At 56.2% G+C, this 19,258-nt stretch carries 14 protein-coding genes; 9 read left to right on the top strand and 5 right to left on the bottom strand.

Annotation, left to right across the window (positions count from 1 at the left end; translation table 11 throughout):
• The first annotated feature begins 5 nt into the window (after positions 1-5).
• The 7 genes from tssE (at position 6) to FCH32_RS09080 (ending at position 8,707) form a co-directional block, all read left to right on the top strand.
• Positions 6-383: a type VI secretion system baseplate subunit TssE gene (gene tssE / locus FCH32_RS09110; RefSeq protein ID WP_217438965.1), complete on the top strand. Its 378-nt coding sequence runs from the start codon at positions 6-8 to the stop codon at positions 381-383.
• 19 nt (positions 384-402) lie between these two features.
• Positions 403-2,124, top strand: a complete 1,722-nt coding sequence (gene tssF / locus FCH32_RS09105) for a type VI secretion system baseplate subunit TssF (RefSeq protein WP_174360783.1) — start codon at positions 403-405, stop codon at positions 2,122-2,124.
• A complete protein-coding gene (gene tssG / locus FCH32_RS09100; RefSeq protein WP_174360782.1) occupies positions 2,088-3,035 on the top strand; it encodes a type VI secretion system baseplate subunit TssG in 948 nt (315 codons plus the stop codon). The genes tssF and tssG overlap by 37 nt, the downstream gene beginning before the upstream one ends.
• A complete protein-coding gene (gene tssH / locus FCH32_RS09095; protein ID WP_174360781.1) occupies positions 3,026-5,536 on the top strand; it encodes a type VI secretion system ATPase TssH in 2,511 nt (836 codons plus the stop codon). Before tssG ends, tssH begins: the two co-directional genes overlap by 10 nt.
• Positions 5,537-5,570: 34 nt before the next feature.
• Positions 5,571-6,113 (top strand): hypothetical protein, encoded by a 543-nt coding sequence (locus tag FCH32_RS09090; RefSeq protein ID WP_174360780.1) that lies wholly within the window; start codon positions 5,571-5,573, stop codon positions 6,111-6,113.
• A gap of 111 nt (positions 6,114-6,224) precedes the next feature.
• Positions 6,225-8,186, top strand: coding sequence for a type VI secretion system Vgr family protein (locus tag FCH32_RS09085; protein ID WP_174360779.1), 1,962 nt, complete (start codon positions 6,225-6,227; stop codon positions 8,184-8,186).
• Positions 8,186-8,707: a toxin-antitoxin system YwqK family antitoxin gene (locus tag FCH32_RS09080; protein ID WP_174360778.1), complete on the top strand. Its 522-nt coding sequence runs from the start codon at positions 8,186-8,188 to the stop codon at positions 8,705-8,707. The genes FCH32_RS09085 and FCH32_RS09080 overlap by 1 nt, the downstream gene beginning before the upstream one ends.
• Positions 8,708-8,729: 22 nt before the next feature.
• On the opposite strand, the gene nrdG is transcribed toward FCH32_RS09080, so the two are convergent.
• From nrdG to treR, 5 genes are all read right to left on the bottom strand, one after another.
• Entirely contained in the window at positions 8,730-9,194 is a 465-nt protein-coding gene (gene nrdG, locus FCH32_RS09075; protein WP_096759476.1) for an anaerobic ribonucleoside-triphosphate reductase-activating protein, read from the bottom strand.
• A gap of 121 nt (positions 9,195-9,315) precedes the next feature.
• The gene (gene nrdD, locus FCH32_RS09070; protein WP_174360777.1) at positions 9,316-11,454 is read right to left on the bottom strand and encodes an anaerobic ribonucleoside-triphosphate reductase; all 2,139 of its coding nucleotides are present in this window, start codon (positions 11,452-11,454) and stop codon (positions 9,316-9,318) included.
• A gap of 418 nt (positions 11,455-11,872) precedes the next feature.
• Complete coding sequence (treC, locus tag FCH32_RS09065; protein ID WP_174360776.1) at positions 11,873-13,525, bottom strand: alpha,alpha-phosphotrehalase; 1,653 nt, start codon at positions 13,523-13,525, stop codon at positions 11,873-11,875.
• Between the two features lie 49 nt (positions 13,526-13,574).
• Positions 13,575-14,993 (bottom strand): PTS trehalose transporter subunit IIBC, encoded by a 1,419-nt coding sequence (treB, locus tag FCH32_RS09060; protein ID WP_161959012.1) that lies wholly within the window; start codon positions 14,991-14,993, stop codon positions 13,575-13,577.
• 157 nt (positions 14,994-15,150) lie between these two features.
• Positions 15,151-16,098, bottom strand: coding sequence for a trehalose operon repressor TreR (gene treR, locus FCH32_RS09055; RefSeq protein WP_174360775.1), 948 nt, complete (start codon positions 16,096-16,098; stop codon positions 15,151-15,153).
• Between treR and mgtL the strand changes: the two genes are divergently transcribed.
• Together mgtL and mgtA are read left to right on the top strand one after the other, a co-directional pair.
• The gene (gene mgtL / locus FCH32_RS23435; RefSeq protein WP_370317568.1) at positions 16,070-16,342 is read left to right on the top strand and encodes a mgtA regulatory leader peptide MgtL; all 273 of its coding nucleotides are present in this window, start codon (positions 16,070-16,072) and stop codon (positions 16,340-16,342) included. The two genes, treR and mgtL, sit on opposite strands and share 29 nt — an antisense overlap.
• 143 nt (positions 16,343-16,485) lie before the next feature.
• Positions 16,486-19,194 carry a magnesium-translocating P-type ATPase gene (mgtA, locus tag FCH32_RS09050; RefSeq protein WP_096759475.1) on the top strand — a complete coding sequence of 903 codons (2,709 nt, stop codon included), beginning with the start codon at positions 16,486-16,488 and terminating at the stop codon, positions 19,192-19,194.
• The last annotated feature ends 64 nt before the right edge of the window (positions 19,195-19,258 follow it).

Genomic DNA, 19,258 nt, shown 5'->3' with positions numbered 1-19,258 from the left:
AGGTGATGCCCATGTCACTGCCCGTCGCGCTGCTCGACAGACTGATGGATGAGGACGTTACGCCGCGCGAATCGGTGTGCCGGGAGTTGAGAAGACTGTTCAACTCCCGTGCTCCTGCGGATGATGACGCGTTACCGCTGCTGCTTGCCTGGGGTGTCCCGGAATGGCATGGGCTGAACGCGGGCGATGAACGAGTGCTTAGCTGGTATTGTCGCCGGCTTCGCGCAGCCATTTTACGCAACGAGCCGCGGATTCAAGCACTCACTGTCAGCGTGAAAGATGCGCATCATCAGACGCTGGCGCTGCGTCTTGAGGCGATGTTGTGGAACGATGACGAGCTGCTGGAGCTGGATCTCATGTATTTGCACGGCAACTGGCGATGACCATCGCAGGAGGAGATCAATGGACGATCGATTGCTGGAAAATTATCTGCAGGAATTGCGATGGTTGCGAAAAGCCAGCGGGGAGTTCGCCCATCGGCACCCGCACGTAGCCTCTCGTCTGCGGCTGAGCGAATTTGATTGCCCGGATCCCCACGTTGAACGGCTTTTAGAAGGCTTCGCTCTGCAAAGCGCCAGACTGCATCAGCGCCTTGACGACGGCTTTGGTGAACTGTGCGAATCGCTACTGGAGCAGCTTTCTCCCCATGCAATACGACCTTTTCCCTCCTGCGCTACCGCCTGTTTTACCCCAGATCCGCTGGCGGGCGAGCTGAGTCATGGCTATACGCTTCCTGCCGGAACGCCGCTTTATGCGCTAACGGAAAGCGGAGAAACAATCTGGTGGCGTACGGCGCTGGCGCAAACGCTATGGCCCCTGGTGATTGAGGATGTCGCCTGGTGTGATGCCGCGCAGGCCCAGCAGTTGAGCGGGTTGGTGCAGGCGCGTGGCGCGTTGCGTATTCAGCTACGTTGTCTGCCGCCATATCAGTTTTCGACGTTGGCGATAACACCGTTGCGCATTCATCTCAGCGGTTCGCCGCAAATCAACGCCACGTTGTTTGATTTGCTGTACGCCCATGTCATTGGGCCGCTGCGCCCACATCCCATTGGTTTGCTGAATGCCGAAAAGATCTTGCCCTGCGAACCGGGCGTAGAGTCCAGCGTGCTGGCGCTCAGTGCCTGGATGAACAGCCCGCAGGCGCTAATGTATTTTGATTTGCCGCTGCCAACGACGAAGGATGGCGATGGCATGACCTTGTGCATTCCTTTCGATCGCGCGCCGCCGGGGGCGCAGCATATTCAGTTGGGTGATATTCGTCTGGGCTGTGTGCCAATAGTTAACCTTTTCACCCGAACCTCTGAGCCGCTGATTGCTGAGCATACGCGCAGCGAGTACCGGCTGGTGGCCGATCACCATGATCAACATGTACAGATCTACCGTGTACAGACGATGTGGATGAGTCGCCGTGAGGAGGCCTGGCGCGTGCCTGCATATTACTCGGCCCACGGGCATAGCGAGTCCCGCTGGTTCTGGCATGCGCGGCGCAACCCCCAGCAGAGCAGTGCGTTGTGGTTAACCCTGGTGGACAGCTGTTTCGATCCGTTTGCCCCGGTTGACGAGGCGAGCCTGACGGCGACGCTCTGGTGCGGCAACGGTGAGAAGGCCGCACAGCTTTGTGCGGGAACGCCGTTGACCTTTGAAGTGCCTGGTCCGGTTGCGCAGGTGCATTTATTGGGAACGCCGACCACACCTTCCGCGCCTGCCTTACAGCGAGATGCTCGCTGGAAACTGCTTTCTTCTCTGGCGCTCAATCACCTTTCATTGACCGAAGGTGAGAGGGCACTGGACTCGCTGAAAGAGCTACTGGCGCTGTATGCCCCTTTCTCTGCATCACCCGCTGTCTGGCAACAGATAAATGGTATCCGCGAGATGCATTGCCGGCGGGTTAGTGAGCACCGCGGAGGCGATGCCTGGCGCGGCTGGCATAACGGCATCCGGGTAACGTTAACCCTCGACCCACTGGCATTTACGGGCAACAGTCGGCTGTTATTTGCGGGGATCGTCGCCCGTTTTCTGGCGCGTAACGCTACCGCCAACTGCTTTGTTCATACGGTATTGCTGGATGAGGGGGAGGAGCTGTCGCTATGGACAGACGTCGAACAGACTGCGCTGATAGCGTAATGGCGCAACTTAAGGGCGAGCCGTGGCGTTTTTCGCTGGAGCAATGCCTCCGGATTTTACAGGCAAGCGGCGAAACGCCAGAGCTGTGGGGCGAGCTGGGGCTGGCGTTTGCGCCTGCAGAAATCGGTGCGCTGAGTGAAGGCGTTCTCCAGATTCGTAGCCTCGGACCGGGAGGCGCGGATGGCGTACTGCCCTACGGCTGGCTGGAATGGCTGCAGCAGGCGACACAGGATAAAAACAGCGCACCGCAGGATTTTATCTTTATGTTTCAACAGCGTTTTATTCAGCATCACTACCGCAGCCTGAGCCTGTATCGGCTGGCTACGCCCTATGCGCGCCGCGAGAATGCGCCGGGGCTGTCGGTGATGCGGACGCTGTGTGGTTTCAGGCTTGATGCCATGGAAAAGCATGAGTCTGCACAGGTGCAGAGCCTGCTGATGCAATGCGGCAGCCTGACGAATCGCAGGCGTTCTACGGCTGGATTTGTGGCGCTGGTGGAGGCCGCACTGAACGTCACCGTGCATGTCGAAGAGTTTATCGGCCGCTGGCAGCCTTTGCCGCAGGCATCCGTAAGCCGGACGGGATGTCGGCTGGGGCGCAACAGCGTTGCCGGGCGACGGATTTGGAATCAGCATGCGGCGCTGCGGGTGCATCTGCATGCTGAAAGCGCCGCCCAGTGGCGGGCGTTTTTATCCGATGGGCAAGCCTTTATTCAGCTCAGCCAACTGGGGCAACTGTGGTTTGGTCCAGGGATAACGCTGCAACTGATGATGCGTGGGACGCTAAATCTTGATCACTGCCTGAGCCGGGATACCCCGCCGCGCTTGGGCTATACCGCTCAACTGGCAGGGCGTAAACCCGCCGCGTTTCATTGCCAACAGCAACTTGAGGAGAACAACGCATGGACTTAAAAGCGCTGGTACAACGACTGAATCCGGTTTGCTTTCGTGCGCTGGAGCAGGCCGCCGAACGCAGCCGGGCGCAGGGACACTGGTTTGTTGAGCCGGAGCATCTGCTGTTGGCATTACTCGATGATGAACACTGTGATCTCGCTTATTGCCTGAGCGGCGCGGCGATTTCCGTCGACACGCTGCGCGAAGAGATCCACAGCGCCCAGGCGCAGTTTAAATCCGGCTGCACGCGGATGCCGGTGTTTTCCGTGCAACTGGTGGAATTGCTGGAAGGGGCGGTTTTGTTGGCGGCTTTCCAGCGCCTGTTGAAGGTCCGTTCAGCGCTGTTGCTGCAGGCCTTACTCACCCGAGAACGTCTGCGCGCCCAGCTGGCGCAGGGAATGCCGCTGCTGTTGCAGCTTCCGGCGGGGGTGATGGAAAGCCAGTGGCAGAGCTGGTGTCGTGGCTCCGTTGAAGAATTAAGCGACACGCATACGGGAGAAAACCCGGAGCGTGAAGGCGGCGTGCTGGATCAATACACCCACGATTTGACCCGTGATGCGCGGGAAGGGCTGATCGATCCGATCATCGGGCGCGACGCGGAGATCCGCCAGTGTATCGACATCCTGCTGCGCCGCAGACAAAACAACCCGATTCTGGTCGGTGCGCCAGGCGTGGGGAAAACCGCCGTCGCTGAGGGGCTGGCGCGACGTATTGCCGAAGGCAGCGTGCCGCCGCCGCTGCGCGATGTCGCGCTGTTGTCGCTGGATCTGGGGTTATTACAGGCTGGCGCAGGGGTGAAAGGGGAATTTGAACAGCGGCTTAAAGGTGTCATTGATGCTGTTAAGAAATCCCCGCAGCCGATCGTTTTATTTATCGACGAAGCCCATACGCTAATTGGCGCAGGCGGCGCCGAGGGCGGCAGTGATGCCGCCAACCTGCTGAAACCGGCGCTGGCACGTGGGGAACTGCGTACCATCGCCGCCACCACCTGGCAGGAGTACAAAAAATACTTCGAGAAAGATCCGGCGCTGGACCGGCGTTTTCAGCGCATCCAGATTGAAGAGCCGGATGAGAACCGCGCGGTGGTAATGCTGCGGGCGGTGGCCGATAAGCTGGAAGCGCACCACGGCGTGCAAATTCTCGATACCGCGATCCGCGAGGCGGTGCGTCTGTCGCAGCGCTACATCTCCGGGCGCCAACTGCCGGATAAAGCCATCAGCGTGCTCGACACTGCCTGCGCAAGAGTGGCGCTGGCGCAGCATGATGTGCCGCCACAGCTTGAGGAGATCCGTCAGCAGCAGGCGGCCATCGAAGAAGAGAGTGAACGCCTCAACCGCGAGCTGCTGGTGGGCGTCGATCATCACGACCGACTGTGTGAACTGGAAGTGATGGCAGAGAAATTGCGTCTGCAGGCGCGGGAAGTAGAAGGTCGCTGGCAGGATGAGCGTCAGCGGGTCGGCGAACTACTGGCGACCCGTCAGCGGATGCTGGATCTCAGCGCACAACTGGACGATGACGACGAGCTGGAACAGGAGCTGGTGGAGTGCGCAGCGCTGATTGGCAAGCTGGAAACCGCCGCCGCGCAATTGCGCGATGAGGTACCACTGGTGCCGGACTGCGTGGATCCTGCCACTGTGGCGGCGGTGATCGGCGGCTGGACCGGCATTCCGCTCGGGCAGATGCTCACTGACGAAGCCCACGCTCTGCGCACGCTGGTCGCACGGATGAGCGAGCGGGTGATGGGGCAACAGGCCGCGCTGGAGACCATCGCCCAGCGGCTGCGCGCCTATCGCAGCGGTCTGACCGACCCGCAAAAACCGGTCGGCGTGTTCCTGCTGGTGGGGCCAACCGGCGTGGGCAAAACCGAAACAGCGTACGCGCTGGCCGACGCCCTGTACGGCGGTGAACGCAACCTGATTACGATCAATCTTTCCGAATACCAGGAGGCGCATACCGTCAGCCAGCTCAAAGGCGCGCCGCCGGGCTACGTCGGCTACGGCAGCGGCGGAGCGTTAACCGAAGCCGTGCGCCGTCGCCCCTATTCGGTAGTGCTGCTCGACGAAATCGAAAAGGCGCACCCGGACGTGCTGGAGACGTTTTATAACGTCTTCGATAAAGGGTTAATGGAAGATGGCACCGGGCTGATTGTCGATTTCAAAAACACGGTGATGCTGGCGACCAGCAACGTCGGCGCGGAATTAATTCTCGACACGCCTGCGGCTGAATTAAATAGCGAACGCTTTAACGAGGCGCTGCGCGAGGAATTATTAACTCATTTCCGCCCAGCTTTTTTGGCAAGGATGACCACGGTGGCCTATCGGGCGTTGGATGAAGAAATATTGAAGGGAATTGTGCGGGCTAAATTAGAGAAATTATCACAACGGTATTTCGTGGCGACGGGGGAGAAGTTGAATATGGAAGATGGGTTGGTGGAAAGGGTAATGGAGAAATGTAAGGGAGCTGGGGCCAGAGATGTTGAGAACCTGGTGGTTGGGGAAGTGATGGGGGGGTACATGTGAATTTTTCACTCCCTCTTTATTAAACGTTAATTAAATGAATCGAACATCATTCGGAGAAAATATGTCATTTTGGGATGATTTATATAAAAAAATAATTAGTAGGGCAAAGGATAGAAGGGAAAATGATAAAATTATATCAACGACGCCACGAAAAGATGTGCCAGATCCAGGATACAGGCCGTTAGCTATGCTTTGCTATGCCTATTCTATTACTAGTGAAGAATTTTATGTTGGGTATAGTGGAACTGCTGGCGGAATGAAAGATCCATCGTGTTTTTCAGCAGATAAATATCAAAAAGATAGAAGGATAGATCGCTTTCATTCGGTAGTTGGCTCCTCGTTAGTAGGGGAAACCCCTAAATTTGATCGTACTTTTTATAATTGCGCTGAGGCTTGCGCACTTACAATTGCACTTTCCTATGATGAAAAAATTAATGACCTAGTGTTCATAAGTATTAATAAAGAAGGTGTACCCGTCCCCCCTTGCAGGAATTGTCAGATATGGTTAGAAAGAGCTGGTTGTCACGCATATTGGGGATGGACAGGTAAGAGGTGGGACTGGTTCTTTCCAAAATAACACCTGCATTTGTAGATTAAGCTGAGTATATCAAATCAAAAAATACACTTAATTATTTACAGCTATTGCTACTCGGCAATAAGTACTGCTACGAATAAAAAAGGATCCTCTATGACTGATATCAGCATCAATTTCACTGTTTCAGATCGAATAGTTCTCAATGCTATAGCTGCGCAAACCGAATCGCAACTTAACGCCCTGACCACCTCCACCATCGCCGCCACCACCTCCGCGCCGCTAACCTTAGACAGCGCCCTGGCAACCCATCTGACTGCCACTATCAACAATGCCGACTACGACGGGCTGATTGCCGAGGCGCACCAGCTTCCGGCGACCAGCAATGCCGATCGCTACCAGTTTGTGCTGCGCCCGTGGCTGTGGTGGCTGACGCTCTCCAGCAATAACCGCGTGTTTCAGAACCTCAGCGCGCAGGAGATCGTCGAGCAGGTGTTTAAAGACGGCGGTTTTACCGACTACAAATTCCAGCTCAAAACCAAACCGACAAAACGCGAATACTGCCTGCAATATAACGAGAGCGACTTTAATTTTGTCTCGCGGCTGCTGGAGCAGGAGGGGATCTTCTGGTTCTTCACACACGCAGCAGGCAAGCACACGCTGGTGCTGGCGGATGATAACAGCGCCTTCCCGCCGATTACTGGCGATAAAAAGGTCAAGTATCAGGCCGAAGCAAGCGGCGCACGGGAAACCGGGGCGATTCGTTCGGCGCAGCTGCGTTTGCAGGCCACCGCGCAGGGCTTCCAGAGCAGCGACTATAACTATGAACAGCCGAAAGCTACGCTGTTTGCGCAGGCCGGGGAGAAGAAGGGCGGCATGCAGTATCAGCATCCGGGCAGGTTTAGCGTTAAAGCCGAAGGCGACGCGCTGGCGGCGTGGAAGGTTAACGCCCTGAAGGCGCAGGCGAAACAGCTGGTCGGTGAAAGCGACTGCGCGGCGCTGATGGCCGGACATTGGTTCACCTTAACCGATCACGACGACAAGGCGCTCAACATCGACTGGCTCATCACCGCCGTCAGCCACGAGTACGACGGCGAACACTACCGCAACCGCTTTACCGCTATTCCAAAAGCCACGCTATACCGCCCGCAGAGCAGCACGCCAGTACCGTTTATGCATACCCAGACGGCGACGGTGGTTGGCAAGTCGGGAGAAGAGATCTGGACCGATAAGCTTGGTCGGGTGAAGGTGCAGTTCCCGTGGGACAGAGAGGGTAAAAACGACGAAACCAGCTCCTGCTGGCTGCGGGTCGCCACCGCCTGGAGCGGCAACGGCTTTGGCGCGCAGTTTATCCCGCGCATTGGTCAGGAAGTGGTGGTGAGCTTTATCGACGGCGACCCGGATAAACCGCTCATTACCGGCTGTGTGTACAACGGCGCGAATGCGTTGCCGTATGCGCTGCCAGCGAATCAGACCCAATCCGGGATAAAAACCCACAGCGAAAAAGGTTTTAACGAACTGCGCTTCGACGATAAAAAAGACGCCGAACTGCTGGCGATGCAGGCGCAGAAAGACTTCCAGCTCACCGTGCTGAACGACAGCAAAACGACTATCAGCCATGACGACATTCACAGCGTCAAAAACGATCGTACGTGCACCGTTGAAGAGGGCAACGAAACCGTCACCCTGAAAAAGGGCAATCGTTCGGTGAAAATCGAAAAGGGCAGCGACACGCTGGAGGTGAAAGATAAACGCAGCGTGACGGTGAAAGGCGATCAGGAACACGCCATCGACGGCAACGAGACGCATAAGGTAAAGGGCAACTACACGCTGAACGTCGACGGCAACCTGACGATTAAGGTCAGCGGTACGCTAACCCTGGAGAGCGGCAAAACGTTGGATATCAAGAGCGGGGCGGGCCTTAACGCCAGCGCGGCGACAAGTATGAAGCTGGATGCCACCAACATCGCCAGTGAAGCCAAAGCCTCACTGACGCAAAAAGCCGCCACCATCAGCCACGAAGCGAAAGCCACGCTCACCAGCAAAGCCAGCGCCACTCAGACCGTGGATGGCGGCGGGATGCTGGTGATTAAAGGCGGGATGGTGAAAATTAACTGATGGGCGATACGCTGGAGTATCAACAGGATGGCACCCTGCTACGGGCAAATTTCGCAAACGATCAGCTAAACGGCGAAACGCGGATTGAAGAAAACGGGCGGCTGCTGGCGGTTCTGCGTTACCAGCAGGGTGCGCTGAACGGGATGATGGAGCGCTGGCACCCTAACGGCCAGCTTGCCATGCAGCAGGAATATGGCGACGGCAGGCCGGACGGCGCGGCCCGCTACTTCTCGGAGGACGGCGTGCTGATACGTGAAGAGCAGTGGCTTAACGGTCAACTGCACGGCGAATGCCGCAGCTTTTACCCATCCGGGCAACTGCAACTGTGTGAACAGTGGCAGCAAGGGTTGCGTCACTCTTTCAGCGAACAGTATTACCCTGACGGCTCGCTTGCCCAACGGGTATCTTATGAAAAGGGAATGATCAAGGGAGAAGCGGAACGCTGGCTACCGGATGGGCGCGCCATCGATGCCACGGGTAAAGCGCAGTCGCGAATGAGCAAATGGACGGAGAAGCTGTGAAAAAGCTTCTCCAGAGCGCGTGTTAACGCAAATGATGTACCACCTGGTTGCTGCTGCCGCGCCAGATCAGCGCCGGGTCTTTCAGATCCTGCACAAATTTGCCATCGACCAGCACGTTGATGAGATCCACCACCTGCATTTGCGCGGCGTTGAGTTCATCAAGCTTGTAGCCGGTCCATACCCAGATGTCTTTCCCCGGACACTCAGCGTGAATGCGTTGCACCAGTTTCAGGATATCCGGCACGTTTTGCGGATGTAGCGGATCGCCGCCGGACAGTGAGATCCCCTGGCGAGGGATCCGCGTATCGTTGAGATCGGCAATGATCTTATCTTCCATCTCTTTGGTAAACGGCTCGCCGGAGTTCAGACGCCAGGTGCTTTTGTTATAGCAGCCTGGGCATTCATGCACGCATCCAGACACAAACAGGGTGCAGCGCGTACCGGGGCCGTTGACGATGTCGACGGGGTAGTATTGATGATATCGCATAGAGGATGTCCAGAAAGAATGTAGGCCGGATAAGGTGCTTGCACCGCCATCCGGCAACATTGTGATGCCTGATGGCGACGCGATTGCGCCTTATCAGGACTACGGTCTTTGCAAACGGAAATTAACCGAGCTGCCCGTTACCTAAGTGCTTCACGCGGCGCTTCACTTCTTCCTGCTTACCGGCGTTAAACGGACGTGCGTCCGGGCTGCCTAAATAACCGCAGACGCGACGGGTGACCGACACGCGCGCAGCGTCGTGGTTACCGCATTTCGGGCAGGTGAAGCCTTTGCTGGTGCATTCGAATTCACCGGTAAAGCCGCACTCGTAGCACTCATCGATCGGCGTGTTGGTTCCGTAATACGGCACGTGCTGATAGCTGTAATCCCAGACGTCTTCCAGCGCTTTCAGGTTGTGCTGAATGTTCGGGTACTCGCCGTAGCAAATGAAGCCGCCGTTCGCCAGCGGCGGATACGGTGCTTCGAAATCGATTTTGTCGTACGGGTTAACCTTTTTCTCCACGTCGAGGTGGAAGCTGTTGGTGTAGTAGCCCTTGTCGGTCACGCCCGGCACTACGCCAAACTCGGCGGTATCCAGACGGCAGAAGCGGTCGCACAGGTTTTCACTTGGCGTGCTGTACAGGCTGAAGCCATAGCCGGTTTCGTCTTTCCATTTATCGACGGCCTGACGCAGGCGTTCAACAATGGCGATGCCTTTGGCGCGAAGCTGCTCGCTGTCGTACATATGCTTTTCGCCAAACAGCGCGTTGATGGTCTCGTGAATACCGATGTAGCCCAGAGAGATCGACGCCCGGCCGTTTTTAAAGATTTCAGACACATCATCGTCGGCTTTCAGACGCACGCCGCAGGCACCTTCCATATACAGGATTGGCGCCACGCGCGCTTTTACGCCTTCCAGACGCGCGATGCGGGTCATCAGCGCTTTACGCGCCAGCACCAGGCGATCGTCGAGCAGTTTCCAGAAAGTGGCTTCATCACCGTGTGCTTCCAGCGCAATACGCGGCAGGTTGAGGCTAATCACGCCAAGGTTGTTACGCCCGTCGTGAACCTGTTCGCCGTTCTCGTTTTCCCATACGCCGAGGAAACTGCGACAGCCCATCGGGGTTTTGAACGAACCGGTCACTTTTACGACCTGATCGTAGTTCAGGATGTCCGGATACATACGCTTGCTTGCGCATTCCAGTGCCAGCTGTTTGATGTCGTAGTTCGGATCGCCAAACTTGTGGTTCAGACCGTCACGAATCGCGAACACCAGTTTTGGGAACACGGCGGTTTTACGATTTTTACCCAAACCGGCAATGCGGTTGCGCAGAATAGACTGCTGAATCAATCGTGATTCCCAGCTGGTTCCCAGGCCAAAGCCAAAGGTAACGAATGGAGTCTGGCCGTTGGCGGTATGCAGCGTGTTCACTTCATACTCGAGGGACTGGAATGCGTCGTAGCACTCTTTCTCGGTACGGGAATGCGCATAGCCGTCGGCATCCGGGATCTGCCACTCTTCTGCGGTTTTACGGTGCTTGTTAAAGCTCTCGGTGACGAACGGCGCGAGAACTTCATCGATACGGTTAATGGTGGTGCCGCCGTAAATGTGGCTGGCAACCTGGGCGATAATCTGTGCGGTGACCGCGGTCGCCGTGGAGATGGATTTTGGCGGCTCAATCTCCGCGTTACCCATCTTAAAGCCCTGCGTCAGCATGCCTTTCAGGTCGATAAGCATACAGTTAAACATCGGGAAGAACGGCGAGTAATCGAGATCGTGGTAGTGAATATCACCGCGCTCGTGTGCCTGAACTACATCACGCGGCAACAGGTGCTGGCGCGCATAGTGTTTGGCGACGATACCGGCCAGCAGGTCGCGCTGGGTTGGGATCACTTTACTGTCTTTGTTGGCGTTTTCGTTCAGCAGCGCGGAGTTGGTTTGCTCAACCAGACCCCGAATTTCCTGGTTCAGGCGACCACGTTTTTCACGCTGGATATCACGGTCGTGGCGATATTCGATGTACGCACGGGCGAGTTGTTTGTACGGGCCAGACATCAGCTGGTTTTCCACCGCTGTCTGGATCTCGTTGATATCGACCTGGTTGCGCTCATTCATCTGGCTGCTAACGACTTCTGCGACGGTGGCACAGTAATCTGCGTCATCGACTCCCGCTGCTTTAGCTGCACGCAGAATGGCTTCTTTGATGCGCTCTGATTTAAACGGCACTTTACAGCCATCACGCTTCATCACATGCGGTGTCATGATCACTCCATATTTATAAGAACATTATAAGAACAGGTTATCCACAGAGGGTGGGAAGCACTCACTGGTTTATTCATCTCTCTGGTCAATGACTTCCCGTAATTCAGACCCCATTTATCCACATTTCCACCGCTACCGAGGGAAATGGCGTTGTAGCAATTGTAGTCGATTAATACAACATATTGGGTCGGCGTGCATTTTAAGTTCTATATGTAGTGATTTGCATCAAGGATGTTTGCGATTTTATTGATGTAGCTCAAAGTAAAAACCAGAGCGTACAGATGACGGGCAGTACAGCGATTGTAAATTGCCCGTAGAAAATTCTGATTAATTATTCAGCAAAAACAGACGGGTAAGTTGAGCGTATGCCGTGAAGCCCGGCAGCGCTATACGCGCCGGGCTTGATGCCAATTGCAAGCTATTTTTGCAGCCACCAGATAGCTTCAAAAGGACGTAGCGTCATCGCGCCGGGCTGGCGGGCGACCTCGTCATAGTTGTGCATCAACACCTGCCAGTTGTCGCGAGTGTGCGCCGGTTGCCAGGGCTGGAAGGCGTTGCTCAGATTAGCAACGACCAGCAGCCGTTGTCCCTGCCATTCGCGCTGATAGCACCAGACATGCGGACTGTCCGGCAACAGATCCTGATAATCGCCCCAGGTGAGAATCGGTTCTGTTTTGCGTAAGGCAATCAGCTTCTGATAGGTGTAAAACACCGAATCGGAATCCCTTAGCGCTGCAGCAACGTTGATCTCCGCCGCGTTGTCGCACAGGTTGATCCACGGCTCCCCCTGGGTAAAGCCCGCGTGCTTGCTTCCGTCCCACTGCATCGGCGTGCGGCTGTTATCGCGGGATTTACTGGCGAGGATCGCCAACAGCTCGTCGGCATCACGCCCGCTAGCATTCAGCTCGGCAAACATGTTATGGCTTTCGACGTCGCGATAATCGGTAATCTGGCGAAAATGTGGGTTGGTCATGCCAATTTCTTCGCCCTGATAGATATAAGGCGTGCCCTGCATCCCGTGCAGCACCATCGCCAGCATTTTGGCGGCCGGCACGCGATATTGTCCTTCATCGCCAAAACGTGAAACGATGCGCGGCTGATCGTGATTACACCAGAACAGCGCGTTCCACGCGACGTTGTGCATCCCCTGCTGCCAGTGGCGGAACAGGGTTTTCAGCGCCACGTAATCCGGTTTGGCTAACGACCACTTTTCACCATTCGGGTAATCGACTTTCAGGTGGTGGAAGTTAAAGGTCATCGACAATTCGCTGCCGTCCAGTGCGGCGTATTGCTGGCAATGTTCGAGTGTGGTGGAGGACATTTCACCCACTGTCATCAGGCTGCGTGGGGTGAAGACATCGCGGTTCATCTCGCGTAAGAATTCATGCACGCGCGGACCATCGGTGTAAAAACGGCGGCCATCACCGTCAGGATCGCTCGGGAAGTCCTGATCCTTGGAGATCAGATTCACCACGTCGAGGCGCAGTCCGTCTACGCCGCGATCGGCCCAGAACTCACACACTTTTTTCAGCTCGGCGCGAACCGCCGGATTTTCCCAGTTCAGGTCGGCCTGTTCCGGGGCAAAGAGGTGTAGATAATACTGTTCGCTTGCGGCGTGCCAGTCCCAGGCGTTGCCGCCAAATTTGGAGCGCCAGTTGTTCGGGCAGGCCTCTGGCGTACCGTCACGCCAGATATAGAACTGACGATACGGACTGTCTTTATCCAGCGCTTCACGAAACCAGGCGTGCTGCGTCGATGTATGGTTAAACACCATATCAAGAATAATGCGTATGCCGCGCGCTTTCGCCTGCGCCACCAGTTCGTCGAAGTCATCCAGCGTGCCGTAGGCCGGGTCAACGGAGATATAATCTGCAACGTCGTAGCCGTTATCAACCTGTGGCGAAATGTAGAACGGCGTCAACCATATCGCATCAACGCCCAGCGTTTGCAGATAGTCGAGACGCTGCGTAACGCCGCGCAAATCGCCGGTGCCGCTGCCGGTGGTGTCCTGAAAACTCTTGGGGTAAATCTGATAGATAACGCCGTGTTGCCACCAGTGTGGAATAGTCATTGTGGTTTCCTGCAAATGCGGAGGGGTGCAATGGCACCCCAAAAAAGAGTCAGACAATTTGTAACGTGCCCTGACGGTATTTACGCTGGTAGACGAACGAGGTCAGTACCATCGGGATAACAATCGCGATGACCATCGCCAGGCCAAATACCTGCCAGTAAGTCGGCTGGATGGAGAGGATGCCAGGTATACCGCCGACGCCAATCCCGTTCGCCATCACGCCGTTCAGGCCGCACAGCAGACCGGCGAGGCCGGAACCGATCATTGCGCACAGCATCGGGAAGCGGTATTTCAGGTTGATCCCGTACATTGCCGGTTCGGTCACGCCGAGCCAGGCGGAGATAGCGGCAGGTACCGAGATTTCACGTTCGTTTTGCTTGCGGCTGGCGATGATAATCCCTATTACCGCCGAGCCCTGGGCGATATTTGACAGTGCAATCAGCGGCCACACCGGCGTGCCACCCATGCTTTGGATCATCTGCATATCAATGGCCAGCGTAGTTTGATGCACGCCGGTGATCACCAGCGGGGCGTACAGGAAGCCAAACAGCGCTGCGCCAATCGGGGCAAAGCTGCCGGTCATCAGATGACGCACGGCAAAGGCGACGCCATCGCCAATCCAGCGACCAAACGGACCAATAAACGCGTGGGCGAGGAACACCGCGAGGATCAGCGAGCACACCGGGACGATCACCAGATACAGGTAATCCGGGACGAGGCGTTTCAGGCGCGTTTCAATCAATCCCAGCGCCAGACCTGCCAACAGAGCAGGAATAACCTGCGCCTGGTAGCCGACTTTTTCGATCGTAAACAGGCCGAAGTTCCACACTTCCGGCACCTGCTGGCCCAGCAAATAGGCGTTCATCAGCTGCGGTGAAACCAGCGTGACGCCTAGCACGATGCCGAGGATCGGCGTGCCACCCATTTTCTTCACCGCTGACCAGCAGATGCCGACCGGCAGATAGAAAAAGATCGCTTCCCCGATCAACCACAGGAAGTCATAGAGGGTTTTCAGCGACGGGTACATCTGCGCCAGCGTCTGACCGTTGCTCATCGGCAGATCGCCGATCACATTGCGAAAACCTAAGATCAGGCCGCCGCTGATCAGCGCGGGCAGCAGGGGGAAGAAGATCTCCGCGAAGTGCGAGATCAACTGCTCGTGCCATTTCATGTTCTGTCGCGCGGCTTTTTTCGCCTGCTCTTTGTCGGCACTGGCCTGTCCGGTGGTGGCCAGCAGCGCTTTGTAGTAGTCGCCCACCTCGGTGCCAATCACTACCTGAAACTGCCCGGCGTTGGTGAAGCAGCCTTTGACCATCGGCAGCTGCTCGATCTCTTTCGGTCTGGCATTCGCGGGCTGATTCAGCACAAAACGCAGGCGCGTGATGCAATGACTCACCGTGGCGATATTGTCGCGCCCGCCAACCAGCTCTACCAGCCGGTCGATGTCTGCTTGTTTTACTTTGCTCATGATGAAGTGTCTTCCCCGTAGGCCGGATAAGAGGCGTTAGCGTCGCCATCCGGCAACGTTCTTGTTGTTGGCGCCAGAGTATATCTTCGCTGGATATTTAAAAATGGGAACGTTCCCGAAACACAGCGAAGATCACAAATTAGCGCTCAGAAAGCGATCAGGAAAGGGTGGCGGGAATGACGATCTGTCGGGGTTCGCTGCGGCCGTTGATCTGCTCGATCAACTGCAACGCCGCCTGTCGACCGGCTTCGGCGTAACCGGGATCGACGGTGACGATCTCCGGATGGAGGAATTTCATCAGCGGTGTGCTGCCCACGCTCGCCAGCTGCAGATGTTCAATGCGCTGCTCCTGCAAATATTTGCTGACCCCAAGAGCCAGAGTATCCGTGGCGCACACTAAGGCGGTGGTCTCTGGGGTAATGACATCGGCAGCGTGTTCGTAGCCCTGCTTCATGGCGAGACCCGGCAGGGCCGCAACAGGATGCAGTTGACGTTTTTTACAGAAGGCCAGGTAGGCGGCATGACGCCGTTGACCGGTGGTGACGTCGCTGTGGGGAACGCCAAGAAAACTAATATGGCGGTGTTGGCGATCGTATAAACGCTGCATCAGGGTATGGATTGCGCCTTCATCGTCATAACAAACCGAGGCAAAACCGTTAGCATCCCTTGCCAGCAGCACCAGGGAGTCCTGCCAGGAGGCGATCATCGCTTCGGTAATACCGGTAAAACCGAACAGCACCACGCCGTCAATGTTGCGGCGTCGGAGCATACCCAGGTGTTCTTCCACTAGGTCGGGCGAGAACTGGCTTTCCATCATAATCGGGTCGTAGCCCTGCTCATAGAAGGCGGGCAGCATGGTCTGCACGGCCAGATTCTCGGAAAGCGAATCCAGTCGCGTGACGATAATCGCCACCACTTTGTCACTTTGCCCACGCATGGCACGGGCAGAGCGGGAAGGGGAAAAACCGTGCTGATTCATCACCGCTTCAACGCGTTCACGGGTGCGCTCACTGACGCCGCTTTCATTGTTGAGGACGCGGGAAACGGTTGATTTTCCCACACCGCTTAAGCGGGCGATGTCTTTAATGGTCAGCCGATTTTGCATCCTGTATTCCCGTGTCGCGTGTGAAGTTATGCCAAAAGAGAATAACTTTACTCATGCTCAGCGCAATGGGCAAAGTCTGGTATACGTTTGGTTTAGTTTCTGTGCTTTATCATACCGCCATAATTGCCACGAACCTTATAGATTTATCCCTATAATGCGCGGGGCAAATCATTCACTTACCGGAGGCTGTATGGATCCCGATCCCACCCCTCTCCCGAAACGGAGAAAAACCCCTTTCCGGTAAGCCTGCATTCACTGTCTTACCGGAAACGTAAGACAGTGACGTTCTGACGTCCCTGTTGTGATTTTATGATTGCCATCAGGCAAGGCTTTGCCACGCCTGAAGGATTTACTGCGCCTGTTGATACCGGCGCAGAGGGACTGCCTATGTTTAAAAATATCACCCGCCAGCTGTTTGCCCGGCTGAACCGCCATTTACCGCATCGTCTGGTGCATCGTGATCCGCTGCCGAACGCCCAGACCGTTGCCAGCACGCCTATTCCGCCTTCTCTGAGTGAACATTGCCTGAAGATGGCGCTGATGAACGAAGAGACGCTGTGGAAAACCTTTAATACCCACCCTGAAGGCTTGAACGCCGCGGAAGTGGAAAGCGCCCGTGAGCAGCATGGCGAAAACCAGCTGCCGGCGCAGAAACCGTCGCCGTGGTGGGTACATCTGTGGGTCTGTTACCGCAACCCGTTTAATATTCTGCTCACCATTCTGGGCGGGATTTCCTATGCCACCGAGGATCTGTTTGCCGCAGGCGTGATTGCCCTGATGGTGATTATCTCGACGCTGCTGAACTTTGTGCAGGAGGCGCGCTCCACCAAAGCGGCGGATGCGCTAAAAGCGATGGTCAGCAACACCGCCACGGTCCTGCGGGTGATTAATGAGACCGGCGAAAACGGTTGGGTTGAGCTGCCTATCGATCAGCTCGTGCCCGGTGACATTATCAAGCTGGCGGCGGGGGATATGATCCCGGCGGATTTACGCATCGTTCAGGCGCGCGATCTGTTTGTCGCGCAGGCCTCGCTGACCGGTGAGTCACTGCCGGTCGAGAAGGTGGCGACCAGCCGTGACCCGCAGCAAAGCAACCCGCTGGAGTGCGATACCCTGTGCTTTATGGGCACCAACGTGGTGAGCGGTACGGCGCAGGCGATCGTCATTTCTACCGGGGCGAACACCTGGTTTGGACAGCTGGCGGGTCGCGTGACCGAGCAGGATAGCGAGCAGAATGCATTCCAGAAAGGGATCAGCCGCGTCAGCATGCTGCTGATCCGCTTTATGCTGGTGATGGCGCCGATTGTGCTGATTATCAACGGTTACACCAAAGGCGACTGGTGGGAAGCGGCGCTGTTTGCCCTGTCCGTGGCAGTAGGCTTAACGCCAGAAATGCTGCCGATGATCGTCACCTCAACGCTGGCGCGCGGGGCGGTGAAGCTGTCAAAACAAAAAGTTATCGTTAAGCACCTCGACGCCATCCAGAACTTTGGTGCGATGGATATTCTGTGTACCGATAAAACCGGTACGCTGACCCAGGATAAAATTGTGCTGGAGAATCATACCGATATCTCCGGTAAACCCAGCGAGCACGTTCTGCATTCTGCGTGGCTGAACAGCCATTATCAGACCGGGCTGAAGAACCTGCTGGATACGGCGGTGCTGGACGGTGTGGATGAAGAATCGGCGCGTCAACTCTCGACCCGCTGGCAGAAAATCGATGAGATCCCGTTTGATTTCGAACGCCGCCGCATGTCGGTGGTGGTGGCAGAAGTGGGCGATGTTCACCAGTTAGTGTGCAAAGGCGCGCTGCAGGAGATCCTCAACGTCTGTACCCAGGTGCGCCACAACGGTGAAATTGTTCCGCTGGACGACAACATGCTGCGTCGGGTGAAGCGCGTGACCGACACGCTGAACCGTCAGGGGCTACGCGTGGTGGCAGTGGCAACCAAATACCTGCCCGCGCGTGAAGGGGACTACCAGCGTATTGATGAGTCCGATCTGATCCTCGAAGGGTACATCGCATTCCTCGATCCACCGAAAGAGACCACCGCCCCGGCGCTGAAGGCGCTGAAGGCCAGCGGCATTACGGTAAAAATCCTCACCGGCGACAGCGAACTGGTGGCGGCAAAAGTGTGTCATGAAGTCGGTCTGGACGCGGGTGAGGTGGTGATTGGTAGCCACATTGAAGGGTTGAGCGACGACGAGCTGGCCCGGCTTGCCCAGCGCACCACGCTGTTTGCCCGCCTGACGCCAATGCACAAAGAACGCATAGTGACCCTGCTCAAACGCGAAGGCCACGTGGTCGGCTTTATGGGCGATGGCATCAACGATGCCCCGGCGCTGCGCGCGGCGGACATTGGTATCTCCGTCGATGGTGCGGTTGATATTGCCCGTGAAGCGGCGGATATCATCCTGCTGGAAAAGAGCCTGATGGTGCTGGAAGAAGGGGTGATCGAAGGGCGTCGAACCTTCTCGAACATGCTGAAGTACATCAAAATGACGGCCAGCTCCAACTTTGGTAACGTCTTTAGCGTGCTGGTGGCGAGCGCATTTCTGCCGTTCCTGCCAATGCTGCCGTTGCACTTACTGATCCAGAACCTGCTGTACGATGTATCCCAGGTGGCAATTCCGTTTGATAACGTCGATGAAGAGCAGATCAAAAAACCACAGCGCTGGAATCCCGCCGAACTGGGGCGCTTTATGCTGTTCTTTGGACCGATTAGCTCGATCTTCGACATTCTGACCTTTTGCCTGATGTGGTTTGTCTTCCATGCCAATACGCCAGAGCATCAGACGTTATTCCAGTCGGGCTGGTTTGTGGTGGGTCTGCTGTCACAAACGCTGATTGTGCATATGATCCGTACCCGCCGCGTACCGTTTATCCAGAGCCGCGCCGCATGGCCGCTGATGCTGATGACGCTGGTGGTGATGGTGGTGGGGATTGCGCTGCCATTCTCCCCGCTGGCGAGCTACCTGCAATTGCAGGCATTGCCGCTGAGCTACTTCCCGTGGCTGATTGCGATTCTGGCGGGTTACATGACGTTGACCCAATTAGTGAAAGGTTTTTATAGCCGCCGTTACGGCTGGCAATAACCGTTTCGTTTCTCTGCCGAATGGTGCGGGTACAGCCATTCGGCATTTTTCTTTTTCATTCGAA

Source organism: Citrobacter gillenii (assembly GCF_013337685.1).
Taxonomy (GTDB): domain Bacteria; phylum Pseudomonadota; class Gammaproteobacteria; order Enterobacterales; family Enterobacteriaceae; genus Citrobacter; species Citrobacter gillenii.
The sequence above is the reverse complement of the archived record's forward strand: the minus strand, read 5'-3'. Positions and strand labels throughout refer to the sequence as shown.